This is a genomic window from Larkinella sp. C7 (assembly GCF_006149005.1).
Lineage (GTDB): Bacteria > Bacteroidota > Bacteroidia > Cytophagales > Spirosomataceae > Larkinella.
The window spans coordinates 629783-644186 of record NZ_VBSL01000003.1 but is presented as its reverse complement, the minus strand read 5'-3'; the positions used below and the strand labels follow the sequence as shown (position 1 = coordinate 644186).

Annotated in this window: 11 protein-coding genes; 4 read left to right on the top strand and 7 right to left on the bottom strand. The window is 52.7% G+C overall.

Features of this window, described 5'->3' with window-relative positions; all coding sequences use genetic code 11:
* Window positions 1-4 precede the first annotated feature (4 nt).
* Together FH871_RS10810 and FH871_RS10805 are read left to right on the top strand one after the other, a co-directional pair.
* Window positions 5-1141 (top strand): glycosyltransferase, encoded by a 1137-nt coding sequence (locus FH871_RS10810; RefSeq protein WP_138991437.1) that lies wholly within the window; start codon window positions 5-7, stop codon window positions 1139-1141.
* On the top strand, window positions 1138-2151 hold the full coding sequence (locus tag FH871_RS10805; protein ID WP_138991436.1) for a UDP-GlcNAc--UDP-phosphate GlcNAc-1-phosphate transferase: 1014 nt from the start codon (window positions 1138-1140) through the stop codon (window positions 2149-2151). Before FH871_RS10810 ends, FH871_RS10805 begins: the two co-directional genes overlap by 4 nt.
* Here FH871_RS10805 and FH871_RS10800 read toward each other — a convergent pair.
* The 3 genes from FH871_RS10800 to FH871_RS10790 are packed head-to-tail and all read right to left on the bottom strand — an operon-like array spanning window position 2109 to window position 7532.
* A complete protein-coding gene (locus FH871_RS10800) occupies window positions 2109-3701 on the bottom strand; it encodes a capsule assembly Wzi family protein (protein ID WP_138991435.1) in 1593 nt (530 codons plus the stop codon). The two genes, FH871_RS10805 and FH871_RS10800, sit on opposite strands and share 43 nt — an antisense overlap.
* A 19-nt stretch (window positions 3702-3720) precedes the next feature.
* Complete coding sequence (locus FH871_RS10795) at window positions 3721-7080, bottom strand: C25 family cysteine peptidase (RefSeq protein ID WP_138991434.1); 3360 nt, start codon at window positions 7078-7080, stop codon at window positions 3721-3723.
* 56 nt (window positions 7081-7136) lie between these two features.
* The gene (locus FH871_RS10790; RefSeq protein WP_138991433.1) at window positions 7137-7532 is read right to left on the bottom strand and encodes an FdtA/QdtA family cupin domain-containing protein; all 396 of its coding nucleotides are present in this window, start codon (window positions 7530-7532) and stop codon (window positions 7137-7139) included.
* 347 nt (window positions 7533-7879) lie between these two features.
* On the opposite strand from FH871_RS10790, the gene FH871_RS10785 reads away from it, so the two are divergent.
* Window positions 7880-8866, top strand: a complete 987-nt coding sequence (locus tag FH871_RS10785; protein WP_171062820.1) for a sensor histidine kinase KdpD — start codon at window positions 7880-7882, stop codon at window positions 8864-8866.
* A gap of 62 nt (window positions 8867-8928) precedes the next feature.
* Here the strand turns inward: FH871_RS10785 and FH871_RS10780 are convergent, their stop codons facing one another.
* On the bottom strand, window positions 8929-9813 hold the full coding sequence (locus tag FH871_RS10780) for a gliding motility-associated C-terminal domain-containing protein (RefSeq protein WP_171062819.1): 885 nt from the start codon (window positions 9811-9813) through the stop codon (window positions 8929-8931).
* 547 nt (window positions 9814-10360) lie between these two features.
* Window positions 10361-11830: a class A beta-lactamase-related serine hydrolase gene (locus FH871_RS10775; protein WP_229317189.1), complete on the bottom strand. Its 1470-nt coding sequence runs from the start codon at window positions 11828-11830 to the stop codon at window positions 10361-10363.
* Window positions 11831-12071: 241 nt separating this feature from the next.
* On the opposite strand from FH871_RS10775, the gene FH871_RS10770 reads away from it, so the two are divergent.
* Window positions 12072-13007, top strand: coding sequence for a ring-cleaving dioxygenase (locus tag FH871_RS10770; protein WP_138991430.1), 936 nt, complete (start codon window positions 12072-12074; stop codon window positions 13005-13007).
* On the opposite strand, the gene FH871_RS10765 is transcribed toward FH871_RS10770, so the two are convergent.
* Both FH871_RS10765 and FH871_RS10760 read right to left on the bottom strand, forming a co-directional pair.
* Window positions 13002-13730, bottom strand: a complete 729-nt coding sequence (locus tag FH871_RS10765) for an esterase family protein (RefSeq protein ID WP_114408390.1) — start codon at window positions 13728-13730, stop codon at window positions 13002-13004. The two genes, FH871_RS10770 and FH871_RS10765, sit on opposite strands and share 6 nt — an antisense overlap.
* Window positions 13731-13802: 72 nt before the next feature.
* On the bottom strand, window positions 13803-14396 hold the full coding sequence (locus FH871_RS10760) for an SGNH/GDSL hydrolase family protein (protein ID WP_138991429.1): 594 nt from the start codon (window positions 14394-14396) through the stop codon (window positions 13803-13805).
* Window positions 14397-14404 lie beyond the last annotated feature (8 nt).

The window sequence follows — 14404 nt, the reverse complement described above, 5'->3', positions numbered from 1 at the left end:
TGGTATGAATCAAAAGCGACCACGGGTTTTACACATCAGCACGGCTCATCCTCCATACGATCCGCGCATCATGTATAAATATTTGCCCGTTTTAGCCGACCATTACGATGTTTTTTGCGCCATTCCCAATCCCGATCCGGCCGTTGCCCCGGCGGTACATTTTATCAGGTTGCCTTATTTCAAACGCGTCATCGTGCGGTTTTTGGTTACCTGTCCACTAATCTTCTGGAAAACAATTTGGCTTCGTCCGGCCCTGATTCACGTCTATTCGCCTGAATTTCTGCCTTTTGCCTACCTATACCGCGTCCTGGGCACCCGCGTCATTTACGAGGTTCAGGAGAATTTGCACAAAAAAATCCATTTGAAACGCCACAACCGGGGCTGGTTTCTGAAAGGAGGTTTTGCGTTTTTTGACCAGATGGCGTGTCGGCATTTTTCCCTGATTTTTACGGAGCATGGCTACCTGTCGACCTACACCAACCTCTCGAAACCGCACGCCGTGATCTACAATTATCCGCTGTTGTCTTTCCTCGATACCTACCGACGGCCGTATCGACGGCCATCCGATCCGGTCGAGTTTTTTTACATCGGCTGGCTGAGTTTTGAACGGTCGATTGTTACCCTGCTGGACGGTTTGGCCCTGGTTAAAACCACGCATCCTCATTTTAGAGTACACTTGTTTGGACATCGTTCTTTCACTGATCAGGACCTGGAAGCCCTTCCGGCTTATTCCATTGTGAAAGACAACCTGATTTTTTACGGCTACACCGATCAGGCCAAAGCGTTTGCCCAGGTTTCCAGGGCGGTGGCCGGACTGGCGCTGTTGAAGCCGATCGGAGATTATACGGAATCGTATACCACCAAAATGTTTGAATACATGGCCCTTGGCCTACCGGTTATTACCGCCAATTTTCCGTTGTATCGCCCCGTCGTCGAAGGCAATCAGTGCGGTTTTTGCATGAACCCAGCCGATCCGGAGGCCTTGGCCCTGCACCTGCGGTATCTGATCGATCATCCGCAGGAAGCGGAAGAAATGGGAAAGCGCGGACGGCAAGCTGCGGAGAAATTCTACAATTGGGCCAGTGAACAACCTAAACTACTGAATCTGTACCAGTTAGTCCTTTCACCCTCTGCATCATGAATGGAATTGTTTACGCTGGCGTAGCCCTCTTATTGTTTGGAGCCGAAGTGCTGTACCTTCGTCTGGCCACCCATTACCACATTGTCGATACGCCTAATCACCGCAGTTCGCACACCCAACTGACGGTGCGGGGTGGCGGCATCATTTTCTGGCTAGCGGCTTTTCTGGCTTTTGTGGTCACGGATTTCGCATCGCCGGTCTTTTTTGTGGGCCTGACTCTGGTGGCGCTGGTCAGTTTTCTGGACGACATCTCTTCCATTTCAACCCGCATCCGGTTTCTGATTCAACTGATCAGCCTGGGGCTGTTGCTGGAACAAACCGGCCTCTGGTCCGGACTAAGCTGGTGGATGGTGCCCGGACTCATCCTGGCCTGTGGCGTGTTGAATGCCTACAATTTTATGGATGGCATCAACGGCATAACGGTTTTTTATAGTGCCATCACCATAGCGACTCTGCTGGTTATCAATCAGTTTTACATACCTTTCACCGGGTCGGTGCTGCTTGTATTTTCACTCATCGGGCTCGTCATTTTTGCTTTTTTCAACGCCCGCCGACAGGCTCTGTGTTTTGCAGGAGATGTTGGCAGCGTGTCGATGGCATTCATCGTGATTTTTTTGCTCGTCAGTTTAATGCGCGAAAGCGGGCAGTTAACCTACGCATTGCTGCTGACGGTCTACGGCATCGACAGCGTCATGACCATTTTGTACCGTTTATGGCAGGGTGAAAACATTTTTCAGCCCCACAAACGGCATCTTTTTCAGTTACTGGTGCATCAGCTCCAGTGGCCGCACCTACGGGTTGCGGGTCTGTATGCTCTGACGCAGGCATTCATCAATGGATATGTGATCTGGCTCACCCGCCGGGATGCTCAAATGCAGTTTTGGGGCGGTTTTTTCCTGCTGATGGCGTTGACGCTGGCTTACATTGTCGTCAAAAACCGGTTGGTAGCGACGCGACATAAACCCGGTCAGGGCCGGGAAAAGTCCCAGGTTTTTCGGAGACTAAACTGAAAACCGGTGCTGTTGGGATACAATGCCCCGTGGTCGAGGGCAACCGACATCCTGGCTTGCATCCCATGCGCGAAAGCTGGGAAACCCAGCAGCAGCAGGGACGAAAACTGCCCGATGGTGGCAGGAAACGGATGCCCGTAGGTACCCAGATTCTGACTCACCGAGCATTTCAACTGAAATAGATACCGCTGCGACCAGTTACCAGACACGCCCAAGTGAAAAACTTTCACCCGGTTGTTGTTGCTAAAAAAGTAGTTTTCAACTCTTTGCGGGCGCGGCAAACCGGAGCGGGTACGGTCGGTAGGCGGAATGAACGGCGTGCCGATGGTATGCCCCCAATACGACCAGCCATCGATGTATTGTGAATGGTTGAAGTAATTGTCCGCACCGCGTTCCTTATCAAGATCCCCGAATTTGGCGCCCCCCTGGCTTTGGGTGTGGAGCAACTCCACCAGAACGGTCTGAATCTGAAACCGGTAGCTCGCCGGGCGGTTATTTTTGAACCGGATGCCGTGCAAACCGTCCGTAACATTGGTCAGGTAAAACAACGAGCCGTCGTCGTAAATACTCTGGCGATACAATAGCAGGGAAAACCGTTTGGCGTTGATTTCAACCCCGATGTCGAGCGTCCCGAGGTGATTGCCCAGGCGGTTTCCGCGGTCGGCTTTGCTGAAGAGCGTGGTATCGATGTTGTCGCCCCGCGCAGCCAGCGAGGTACCCGTTATGGCATTGAGGTAATTCCTGAAACCCGTCGGAAACCGCCCGTTTTTGATCTGGTTTTCATTGGTAATTACCTCGCTCCTGCCTGCCCACTGCACCTGATGGTTGAAACCAGCGTAGAACCGAACCGGCCAGCCCGGTTTTCCCAGCCGACCATACAAGGCTTTCTGGTGTAAATAGGAATGCGTGACAGTTCCCTGGTTGCCAAACCAGCCGTGCGCATACAGACCGCGAAAGGCAACCACTCCTCTGGTAAAACCAATCGGCGTATAGTCCGCCAGGGAAAGCTGAATTTTAGGGATCGGCATCGCATTGCCGGACCAGATGTAAGGCCCCGTTCCCAGCGTTGAATCGGCCAGCCCAACGACTTCTTTCCGGCGCCCCACCAGTAATTCCAACCCCCAGAGCCGCCCTTTCACATAGGCTTCCGGTATCAGAACAGCCGACTTCCGGCTTGCATTCCCCACCACTTCCAGCCCGTAGCCCCAGCCAATCAACTTTCGTTTATTGTTGATTAAGTCAACCGGTTTGGTAATGTCGCGCAGATAGTTGGCCGAAATTCCAGCCCGGAGAGTTCCGAATGGCGAAGTCGTTGGCACGGTTCCATACTGGTTGGTACGCAGCCAGAACGGTGTTTGCTGCGCGGTGCTGGCCGAAAAAGCGGTTTCGGCAAACAAGCGAAGCTCTTTCTTTTCCAAATCCTGACGAAAAATCTCGGCAGTAGCTCCGCGCGCCGTTGAGTCTACCGTTTGCGCCCGCGCATCGAACGGGACCAGACCGGGCAGCATCAGCAGGAAAGGGATTCGGCAGGCTCTGATGAAGTCGATCATGGGTTGTTGAGGTTAAGCATTACCGGTTGATCATCACCCGCCCGGTCAGGTGCCGCCCATCGTCCCGAATAAACCGGAAAACATACAAACCATTGGGCAAAGCCACACCACCCTGATCCGTGCCATCCCAGTAAAATCCATTTTCGCCGATGCGAAGCGGTTGCCGGAGCGTTCGAACCACTTGCCCGTTCAGGTTCCGAATGACCAACTGCCCGTTGCCCGGCAGTTCCTTCCCGGTAAGCGTAAACTGAAACCGGGTATGCGCCCAAAACGGATTGGGTACGGGCCGGATCACCGACAGACCCTCCTCCAGTTTTACCCGAAAATTGATTTCATACGGACTCAACCCGGCTTTGTTGCCGCTGACATCGGTGGCCTGAACACGCAACGTGTAGACGCCTTCGGTCAGGTTCTGCGGGCGGTAGTGGAGTAAAAACCGGTTATTAGCGCTGGCAGGGGTCCAATTCACGTCGGAATTGCCAAGAACCACCCGTTCAAAACTGCATGTTTCGCAGGGTTTACGCAGCAGCAAATCGATGCCGAGCGTATCCCGGCGAATGCGGTACGGATCTTCATCCTGCACCATAACCTGAATAACCGGATTGGGCGAAACCAGCGCACCATCGGCAATCCGGGCTCCGTCGATGGTTACATCCAGCAACGGATTGAAGCGATCGGGCGGAAAACGCTGGCTCGAATCGGGCAAAACGACCGCGTACGAATCACCGGATTTTGAAACCGTAAACACCAGCACATTATTGGTTTCGTCTAACTCCTCCACCCGGTTTCCAGCATCCAGTGCCAGTTCGTGCTGCGTTGGGCCATCGGCATCCAGGTCGGGCCGAAAACTGTAATAAACCGTATCCCGAAAAGCTACTGCGGCTCTCGAAACGGTTTTATACGACCGAACCGAACCGTCGGACAGTCGCTTCTGAACCGTCAGGCTCAGGCGTTCCTGGGGGTGATAGCGTCCGGCATTGACCACAACCACCCGCAAACGGACGGAATCCGCGGCATTGTCGGTCCGGGAAACCCCCGAAGACTGCACCTGAAAATCGGCTTTGGGCAACGGAAACAGCCGGAGAGCCGGGTCACCCTGCAACACCATCTGGTTGGCATTGCCAATTTGCAGCGCATCTTTGGTCGTGGCCAACACCCGCCGGGTGGTTTCCTGGTGAATAACGCCAATCGGTTTTGAGAAGTAGGTGCTGTCCGTAAACAGCGTCTTGTAAAATTGCAGCGTGAACGTGTTGAGGGGCGTGGTAAATCCTTCGAAACAGTGCGCCAGAATGGCAATGGCTCCTTTGTCCGGCGTCAGCAGCCAATTGGTACTGAGCACATTACCCCCATAAAAAATATTCCCAAGTCCGCATCCATTGAAAAACATGAGTGGATACCGGCCCTTGTTGTTGTAGCCATACACCGGATCGGAAGCATACCCGATGTCGAGGTCGGCGACGGTGGGCGATGAATGGCCAAAAAAAGTGATCATCGCAACCCCTTTGTTGACCTTGTCGCTGATGTCGATGCGCTCGACGGGGGCATCGGTTGTTTTGGAGCGCGTGGTGACTTCCGAGCCTAAATACGGTTGCTGCACGAGGGCCTTCGCATCGTTCAGAATAGCCTTGAAACCAGCCAGTTCCGACTGCGAACGGCCTCCACTCAGGTGCAGAACTTCCTTGCGCCACGGCACGTTGGCCGCATTGCTTTCAAACTCTTTCACCTTGTTTCCGTAGTTCAGCACCTCCTGCGCCGAAAGTGTATTGAGCCGTCCCGTGGCCATAGCAGGCACGTTTTCCGGAAAACCGGCCAAACCGGCGGTCAACAGCACATCCGAACCGGGAACATTGCCGATGGTCGGAACCAGATCCAGGTAATACTGATTGGCATTCTTGCGGAACGGAAAATAGACCGACGAGCGACCTATCAAAAACAGGAACTTGCCGGGGCCGCCCGTCAGCATATAATCGGCAAACCGCCGAATGGCCAGCGGAGTGCGTTCGCCAAAGCTGAACTGGTTGAACAACTCCTTCATGGTCACCACGAGCGTATCGTACTGCCCGCCTTTCACCGTCGCCCGGTACGCTGCGTAGGCCCGTACCGGGTCCGTCACCTGGCCCACCGGTTTCATCAGAAGTTCGTGTGAAACAATCAGGAAATTCGGTTTAACCGGATCAAATTTGCGAAAAACCACCCGTTCCAACCGAACGGGCGTTACCACCCGGGTTGTCACCAGAAGTTGACGCGGAGACGTCGTGTTGGGAACGACTACCTGCCGGGTCGAACCTTCCTGCGGGCCGGTGAGGAGTCGGGCCGCGCCCGGGTCGGTGATGTCATAGATGACGGTACTGGCTGGGGCATCCGGCAGTTCGAGGTAAGAACGTCCGCCCGCTTTCGGTAGTAGCCGCAGCACTTGCTGCGGTCCATTTTTCAGGCTGATCATTTGCGGATACCGAATCCGCACGGTACTCACGGAATAGCGATCAAATTCGGCCGAACCGCGCGACACGGTGGTCAGCGTCAGGTCCGCCGAAGCATCACTTTTTACAGTAAAATCCGTGGATTGAAGCAGTGTTGAAAACCGGCTCGGCTGAAACCCACTGAATTTCAGGCTCCCCAACGCCCGGCCTGACGCACCGGCCGAGAAATCGACCAGATGTTGATAAGAGTCCCGGCCGTTCAGCAGCACTTCCAGCTCCGGTTTTTCGGCGGCCGAACTGACCCAGCCGGGGAGGTTGAAAAGCTGCGTATGCGGTTTGTTTTTCTGTTGCATCGGCCCCGTCCAGCCCTCCCCTGCTTCAAAATACACCTCATACTGGGTAATCAAGGGCACCGGACCCGTACTGGGATTGGTAGACATTTCATCTTTCAGCACCAGCAGTTGCTCAGCGAGGTGATACGATTCCGGCAGCAAACCGGCGGGTCGGGATTCCTGCGTGGTGACAACCCGTTTGCCCGGTTTTCCGTCGGAGCGCCAGGTCAAAAAATAAGCCGCCGTGTCGGAATACATGCTGTAGTACGGATGCGGCTGGGCGCTCATCGGTCGGTACAGCAAAGTATCCTGCAAACCGTCATTGCCTTCGCCTACAAATTCGAGGTAATCCGCCGTGTCGAGTTTCTGATCTGACTCGCCGGAAACCAGGATCGCCTGCTCGATTCCGCGCCGGAACAGTTGCAGGGTAGTGGGGTTAACGGACGCAACCGGGATGCCGGCCTTTGCCAGATCGGAGGTTGTCAGTCGGTAAACAGCCCTTTCCGTAACCGGGATTCGGAAATAAGACTGGCTGTGATTAATCCATTCGTTTCCGAAGCGGCCCGTTTGGGCATTCACCCCACCACAACAAACCCATACGAGCAAACCAACGATCAGTTTTCGCATAACATTGTCTGAAAATAAAGCATTGATTTCGCAGCATCGGCGGATGCAGGACGGGCTTACGGCAACACCTGTTCTTTGTGTGGCAGCAAAACCGGCCGATAAGGTTCCGGAATATAATCCCGCTCGGAAAACAGATCGCTCGCTAATGCCAGCACCGTGCAATCCGGCGAAAAATCGTACAATATCCGCCAGTCGGAAGGGAGTAGATGCAGGGCCTGATTCGGGCTATTCAATTGATAAACTGCATCCTGCCCTTCAGATTGAATAAATACGGATACCGATCCCGTCAGGCAGAACAAAATGCTGTGATTCTGCTGGTGGCGGTGTTGCCCCCGGCACTGGCCCACTGGCACCTTATAAATGAGGTAAGACCGCAGAAAGGATAATCCGGTCAACTCTTCCAGTTCAGCGATCTGGCTCCTAGACGTTTTTAAGGTGTATAACAGGGCCATGACAACGGATTTTTATGTCGGATAACCCACCCGGTTTCAAACCCTGAAAGGTTACGAAAACCGGAATGACCATTCCATGCGGAACAGATACAAATCAATCGAAGGAAACCGTCTTATTCTGTAGAAAATCATCCATTTCAAAAAGCCGGCGAAACCGCCTTTTGGGGAAAAGGCAGCAGGGTGACGAAAATCAGGAGAAAGGCGTCGTTCAAAATACGTTTTTTTCTACAAAATCCGACCCACAACCTGCTTATGTTTGGGAGGATTATCCCGGCTTTGCGCAATCTATGTTTACCCCCAAATGGAGCGAAACGGTCTGTAAACAGATTACTCCACGATCCGGTACGATGACGTTGATACCGCTTTTCCTGTGGACCGGTAGCACGTCGGCGTCCGCTGAACTGTCTATTGGCCAACCGGTTTTGCGACTCATCGGGCTTTTTTTCAGTTGGAATAATCTAATTTTTCCACCCGTTCTGGCGAGCCTGCTTGTGGCCGTTCTGGTGTGGTTTTTCCTGCGAATGCGCTACCGAAACCAGCATCAGCAACACCTGAGACTGGATCATGAAACCCAGGATCGCATCTTGCAGCAACAGAAATTAATCTCGGAGTTGCAGCAACACAATGACCAGTTAAAAATTTCCAAGGAGAATCTGCACCTGTCTATCTCCGAAAAAGACCGCTTTATTTCGATTTTGATCCACGATCTGCGGTCGCCTTTGCGGTATTTATACAAGAACACCGCATACTTATTCCGAAACTGGAAGCGGGATTCTCACGCTGAACTGGACGATCTGATCACAGAAATCAACAATTCGACCAAGCAGATTCATTTTCTGACGGAAGAAATGATGCAATGGATTTCGACCCAGGATCATGCCTATGGTGTCCAGATCAAGGAGTATTTATTGCCAGAACTCATCCGTGAACTGGAAGCGTTGTACAAGGAAAATATTCTACACCACGGCAATACGCTTCAACTCGACATCCCGCCCCGAATGAAGGTGAATACGGACAAATTGCTCCTGAAAACCATCCTGCGCAATCTGATCGACAATGCGAACAAAAACACGGACGACGGCACCATCCGGATTGAAGCCCGGCAGGCTTATCAAAAAGTGGTCATTACGGTATCGGACAGTGGCGTTGGCGTTTCGCCTTCACTCCTGCGAGACATTAACCGCTATTTTAGTACATCAGAACCCATGCCGGGTTTAAATACGCAGTTTGGCCACGAAATCATCCGGGATTTTGCCCGCTTACTCAAGGCGACCGTTTTTTACGAAACCCCCGAAAGTGGCGGCTTACGGGTTTCCTTAACGCTTTCCTGTTGAAAAAAAGCCTACGAAGAATCTTCATAGGCTTTCGAACTATTGCGAGATGTAAAGGTTGAATGTTAGCGTGATAAGGTCAGGGAGCGGGTGAATTTCCGCCCGTCGCTAAGCCGAATACTGTAGAAATACGTTCCGGTGGGCAGGTCTTTGTTGCGATCCCGCCCATCCCAGTCGTTTTGGTAGTCTTTCGATTCGTAAATAACGGTTCCGTTGCGATCAAAAATCGTTACCTCCGCAGCTAGTTTTCCGAGGTTGACAATCACGAATTTATCATTCGTACCATCCCCATTGGGCGAGAACCCTTCCGGAATCCGTAACTCGCCTTCCGCATCCGGGTTTGAACCGGAACACAAACTGGAAAGCGATTTGATGGTCAGATTTTCAAAGACCCCGCTGGCTTTGGCAACGTAGGTGTCGTAGTCAAACTCAGGTGTGTTTTTTTTGAGCACGACTTCACTTATGCCGGTGACCGGAAAGACTTTATCATCATTCCAAACCAGCGTTGTTCCGGCTTTTTCATCCGGATTGACGAGATCGAATTGCAGCGTCGCAATGGGAAGCCAACTCGTGGAAACGGGCGTCGCGTTCTGTTCCGAACCGCTGTAAATGATGTTCAATGAAACGATGCCGCTGGCATTCCGTTCGGCCGAACCATTCAGCGACAGAGGATTGTAGTTCAGGCTGGCATTTTCGCCCTGGCTGGTAAAATTCTGCTGATCGGCAATAACCGGTGTTTTGATCAGGTGAGCATCGTACAAAAAACGAAAGTTTGCATTGCCCATCAAAAAGGTGCTGCCTTCATCATGGGCCTTCACTTCCACCGCCACCAGCAACTTCTTTTGAGCGCAGTCCGCTTTTTTTAGTTGTAAACGCACATCAAATTTACCGTTTTGGGCCTCAGCCAGAAGCGAAGAGCAGAGCGCGAAAAGAAAGAAAAACCGTTTCATATCCATTGGTTTTACGGAAAATAGAATTCAAACTTCAAAGTTGGATCAAGGAAGGTCCGGTGGCCGAAACCGCTGAACCTTCCATTCATGTCAGTATGGCACTTTGGAATAGCGTCCACTATTTTTCTTCCACAACACGCTGTCGACAAAGTTTACACCGACATCCATGCTGAAGTCGCCATAGCCATACTGATCAAAAATACCGCTCTCGTCCTTCCACAGTTTAGGAAATCGGCTGCGGCATCGGGGTGCCAGACGATGGCCAACACCGCTAACAGAAATTGACCCGCAAGGAGGAAGATTTTTTTTATACTCATCAACGACTCACTACGACAAGTGCTATGACTTCAACTGGTTTTTCAACAATACATTTCATCAAAAACCGGCTCGGCCATGTTTCCGGCCCTTTCGGGATTAACATTCGTTAATGTAGACTTGGTATTGCAGAAAAAGTCACACTAAATATTTGTATGTATACACAATATTTTGCAGGTAAAAACGGCCCTATCCGTCAAGCTTAAAATGAGACCCACAACGGCTTTCCGGCTTACGGCGTTTTCAAAATCCGCTCCAGCATCTGTTTTCCGCCTTGGTTATCGGCATTCAGTTCAATCGATTTCCGGTACATCGCAATGGCTTCTTCTTTCCGGCCATTCCTGAACAGCGCTTCGCCGTAGCTGTCATACACATTCCAGCTTGCCGGAAACAGGGTCACATTGAGTTTAAAAATGCTGAGGGCTTCGGTTAGTTGCCCCCGGCCCATCATCCGATACGCCCAGTCGTTCAGATCGGCTTCAGATGGCTGGAAAGCCGCGTTCTTTGCTTTTTCTTCCTGAAATGCCGCCTGGGCCTGCTCAAAACCGCGTTTCCGCAACTGCATGTGGAGCGTGGTGATGGGATCGGATTTCGGGATTTCCGGGTTGTAAAAACCCGCCAGTTCATCGACAAATTCTTCCGGAGAAGAACCGGCCAGGTTGGTTAAAACAATGATCGCCAGGTCGTCTTCGGGATAAACAAACAAGGCCGAGCGGCCACCACCGGTGGTAATCATGGCCCGGTGGCGGGGTCGCGGTTTGGTTACCCAACCCATCGCCCACTGCGTCGGCGTTCCGTCCTTGTAGTTTCCCGGCGTCCAGAGGGTTGCGAGGGTGGTTGGGGTTCGGAAAAGTTTGCCCTGTTGCAGCGCCATGACCCAATGGGCCAGATCCTCCGCCGTGCTGTTCATGCCCGAAGCCGTCCGGCGGAAGGCCGGAAAAATTTCGTACGAATTGGTGACTTTGCCCTCCGGAAAGGCTTGTCCATCCATTCGGGTCACGTACCCGTACGACTGCGTTTTGTTGGGAATCACATCGCGGGAGTCGCCAAAACCGGTGTTGGGCATCCCTGCCACCTGAAACTGTCGCTCCCGGAAGACCTCCGCGAAGGGTTTCCCCCGGAACTGATCGATGATCTTCCCCAGTAAGGCGTAGTTTGTCTGGTTATACAGAAATTGCGTTCCGGTCGGAAAATCCATGGGCATGGCTTTCGTTTTCGCCCAGGCCGTTTCCTCATCCATCACCCGGCCCATCGGCGCAGACTCGATCACCCGGAGAATGTCCGGCAATCCGGAAACGTGCGTCAGCAGTTGCCGGATCGTGACGGGCTGCCAGCTGGCCGGCAGGTCGGCGAGGTAGCGCGATACCGGAGCCGCCAGGTCCACTTTCCCTTCTTCCACCAACTGCATAATGGCAACACCGGTAAAAGCTTTCGTGCAGGAATTGATCGAAAAAACGCTCTGGCTGGTCACCGGTGTCCCATACTGGAGATTACCGATCCCATACGATTGGAGCAGAACGAGTTTACCCCGCTGAACCACCGCCACCTGAAGACCGGGAATCCGGCGTTCCTGCATTTCGCGCCGGATCAGGGTTTCCACCTGGTCGGTTTGGGCCAGCGAGGCCGTGTTGATGAACAGGCTGATAAGTAGTAAAGTCATGACTGCCATCTGCCGAAGCCAGAGATCAAGTTTGTCGTTCATAGTTTTTGTTGTCTTTTCGTGGGGCGTATCGTTCAACGGTGCAAAGACCAGCGATCCGCCACTGCGTTGCGCGGGAAACTCCCGAAACGACCAAAGGTTACACGCAGATGCCCGTTTTTATGTCCAACGCCCGTGTATTCGGAGATGCCTTCAAGAAAGTGAAATAAAGGAGTCAACGCAGGTGTCAGGCAAACGAGTTTTTCCTAACTTCCCGGCTCGTGCTTTTCAAGACCCTATTCACATGGAAGACCAACTCTTAGGCCTGCACCACATCACAGCCATCGCCGGGAATGCCCAGCGGAATTTCAATTTTTATACGAAAATCCTCGGCCTCCGGTTTATTAAAAAAACCGTCAATTTCGACGATCCGAATACCTATCATTTCTACTTTGGCGACGAAGGAGGTTCGCCGGGAACCATCCTGACGTTCTTTCCGTGGGGAACCGTTCAGCCGGGCCGCAGAGGCACCGGAATGGCAACCGAAATCGGCTATTCCGTTCCCGAAGGAAGCCTGGAATTCTGGCAAAAGCGCTTCATGGATCACAACGTGATTTACAACAAACCGACGCAGCGATTCGGCGAAACCTACCTCCCCTTTCTCGACCCCGATGGCCTGAAACTCGAACTGATCGTTTCCAAAACCGCCGATGACCGGACACCGTGGGAGACGAACGACGTCAGCGCAGCCGTAGCCACGAAAGGATTTCACAACGTGACGCTGACGCTGGAAAACATCAAAGGCACCGCCGATATCTTAACCGATGTCTTTGGTTATCAGCTCATCGACCAGCACGTTAATCGCTACCGGTTTGCCACCGGTGCGGTCGACAATGCCAATCTGGTGGATCTGGTGGAGGTTCCGGGCGAAGCGCGCGGGCATGTGGCCGGTGGCACCATTCACTACGTCGCTTTCCGGGTTAAAGACGAAGCCGTTGAGAAACACTTTCAGGAAAAAATTGCCGCCAGGGGTTTGCAGGTTACCGATCAGATCGACCGGAATTATTTTCATTCCGTCTATTTCCGTGAACCGGGCGGAGTGCTGTTTGAAATCGCAACCGACAACCCCGGTTTTACAGTGGACGAACCGCTGAACGAATTGGGGATGCACCTCAAACTCCCCGCCCAGTATGAACCCCGCCGGGCGCAAATCGAGGGACAGTTGCCAGCTTTGCTATAAATACACCCTCACCATTTGCTGCCAGTATTCGGCCCGGTGTGCCCGGCCTTCCCAGACATACAAATCGTGCGGAATTTGCTTTTCGCCCAGTGAAAAGCTCAAGGCCCGGTTGTTGTCGAAGAAGGGATCCTGCTGACCGATGGCGATCAGGAAATGCATCCGGCGCAGCAACGCCAGCGTACCTTCGTCGTGGAGGTTGGGCAAAAAATGCGTGGGGGTGTTGAAGTAAATGGTTTCGTCGTAGTAGGAATCGAACAATCCGCGAAAGCTCTCCACCGGTGCCGACAAGTCATACCGCCCGCTCAGGGCGACCACTTTCCCGAACCAGGCAGGATGCCGAAGTGCAATGTTCACCGCGTGAAAAGCGCCAAAGCTACAGCCCAGGGCGATCATGAACGGCTGGGGGTTTTTCATCCGGGTGAAGGGCAACACTTCTTCCAGGATGTAATTTTCGTAGTGCAGATGGCGTTGTACACGCTCGTGCGGAGGAATCCACTTGCTGTATAAACTCTCGGCATCGATGCTATCGACGCAAAACAGTTGCAGATTGCCGCTTTCGAGTTTGTCGGCCAGCGCATCGACCAGGCCAATGTTTTCAAACTCGTAGAACCGCCCCCGCCGGGTCGGAAACACCAGTACCCGCGCGCCGGCATGACCAAACACTAAAAGCTCCATGTCGCGGTTCAGCCGGGGGCTAAACCATTTTTGGTATTCGCGATGCATACAACTCCTTTATTCGGCTGGCAAGATGCATCCTTTTTTAGTTACCGAACAGCTTTTTAGTTAAACAATTTGTTAAAAAATCTCAGGATGCTGCAACAACGTCTGTTGCCACAACGCATACCCTTTCCGGTTCAGGTGCAGACCGTCGCTATCGAACAGTTCCCAGCGCGGGCGCCCTCCCCCATCAAGCATCGGTGTGAAGACATCCACAAAGTGATAACCGGGCAGGGTTTCGATCTTCTGCTGAATCAGGTGATTGGCAAACCGGATGCGATCGATGATGTGCCAGCGGGCGGGGCTGGGCTTGATGGCCACAAAGGTAAACGGCGTTTCCGGCATGTATTGCTGCATTTTACTGGTCAGCGCGCAGAAGAACAGATACACTTCCTCCGGATGACGTCCATCGCCCAGATCGTTATCGCCGGCATAAAACACGATGGAACGCGGTTGGACCGGTAGTACCAGCCGTTCAAAAAACCAGCCACAGGCCGCCAGTGTCGAGCCACCAAAACCGATATTCAACACCTGTTCTTCGGAAAAATCGTGGTCCAGCGTTTTCCACAGGCGAATGGAGGAACTGCCGTAAAAAACCGTGCGGTTGGTAACTTCTGCGGTGGATCGAACCTTTTTTTCAAGTTGATGGACTTCTTCTTCGTACCAGAACATAGGGGTTT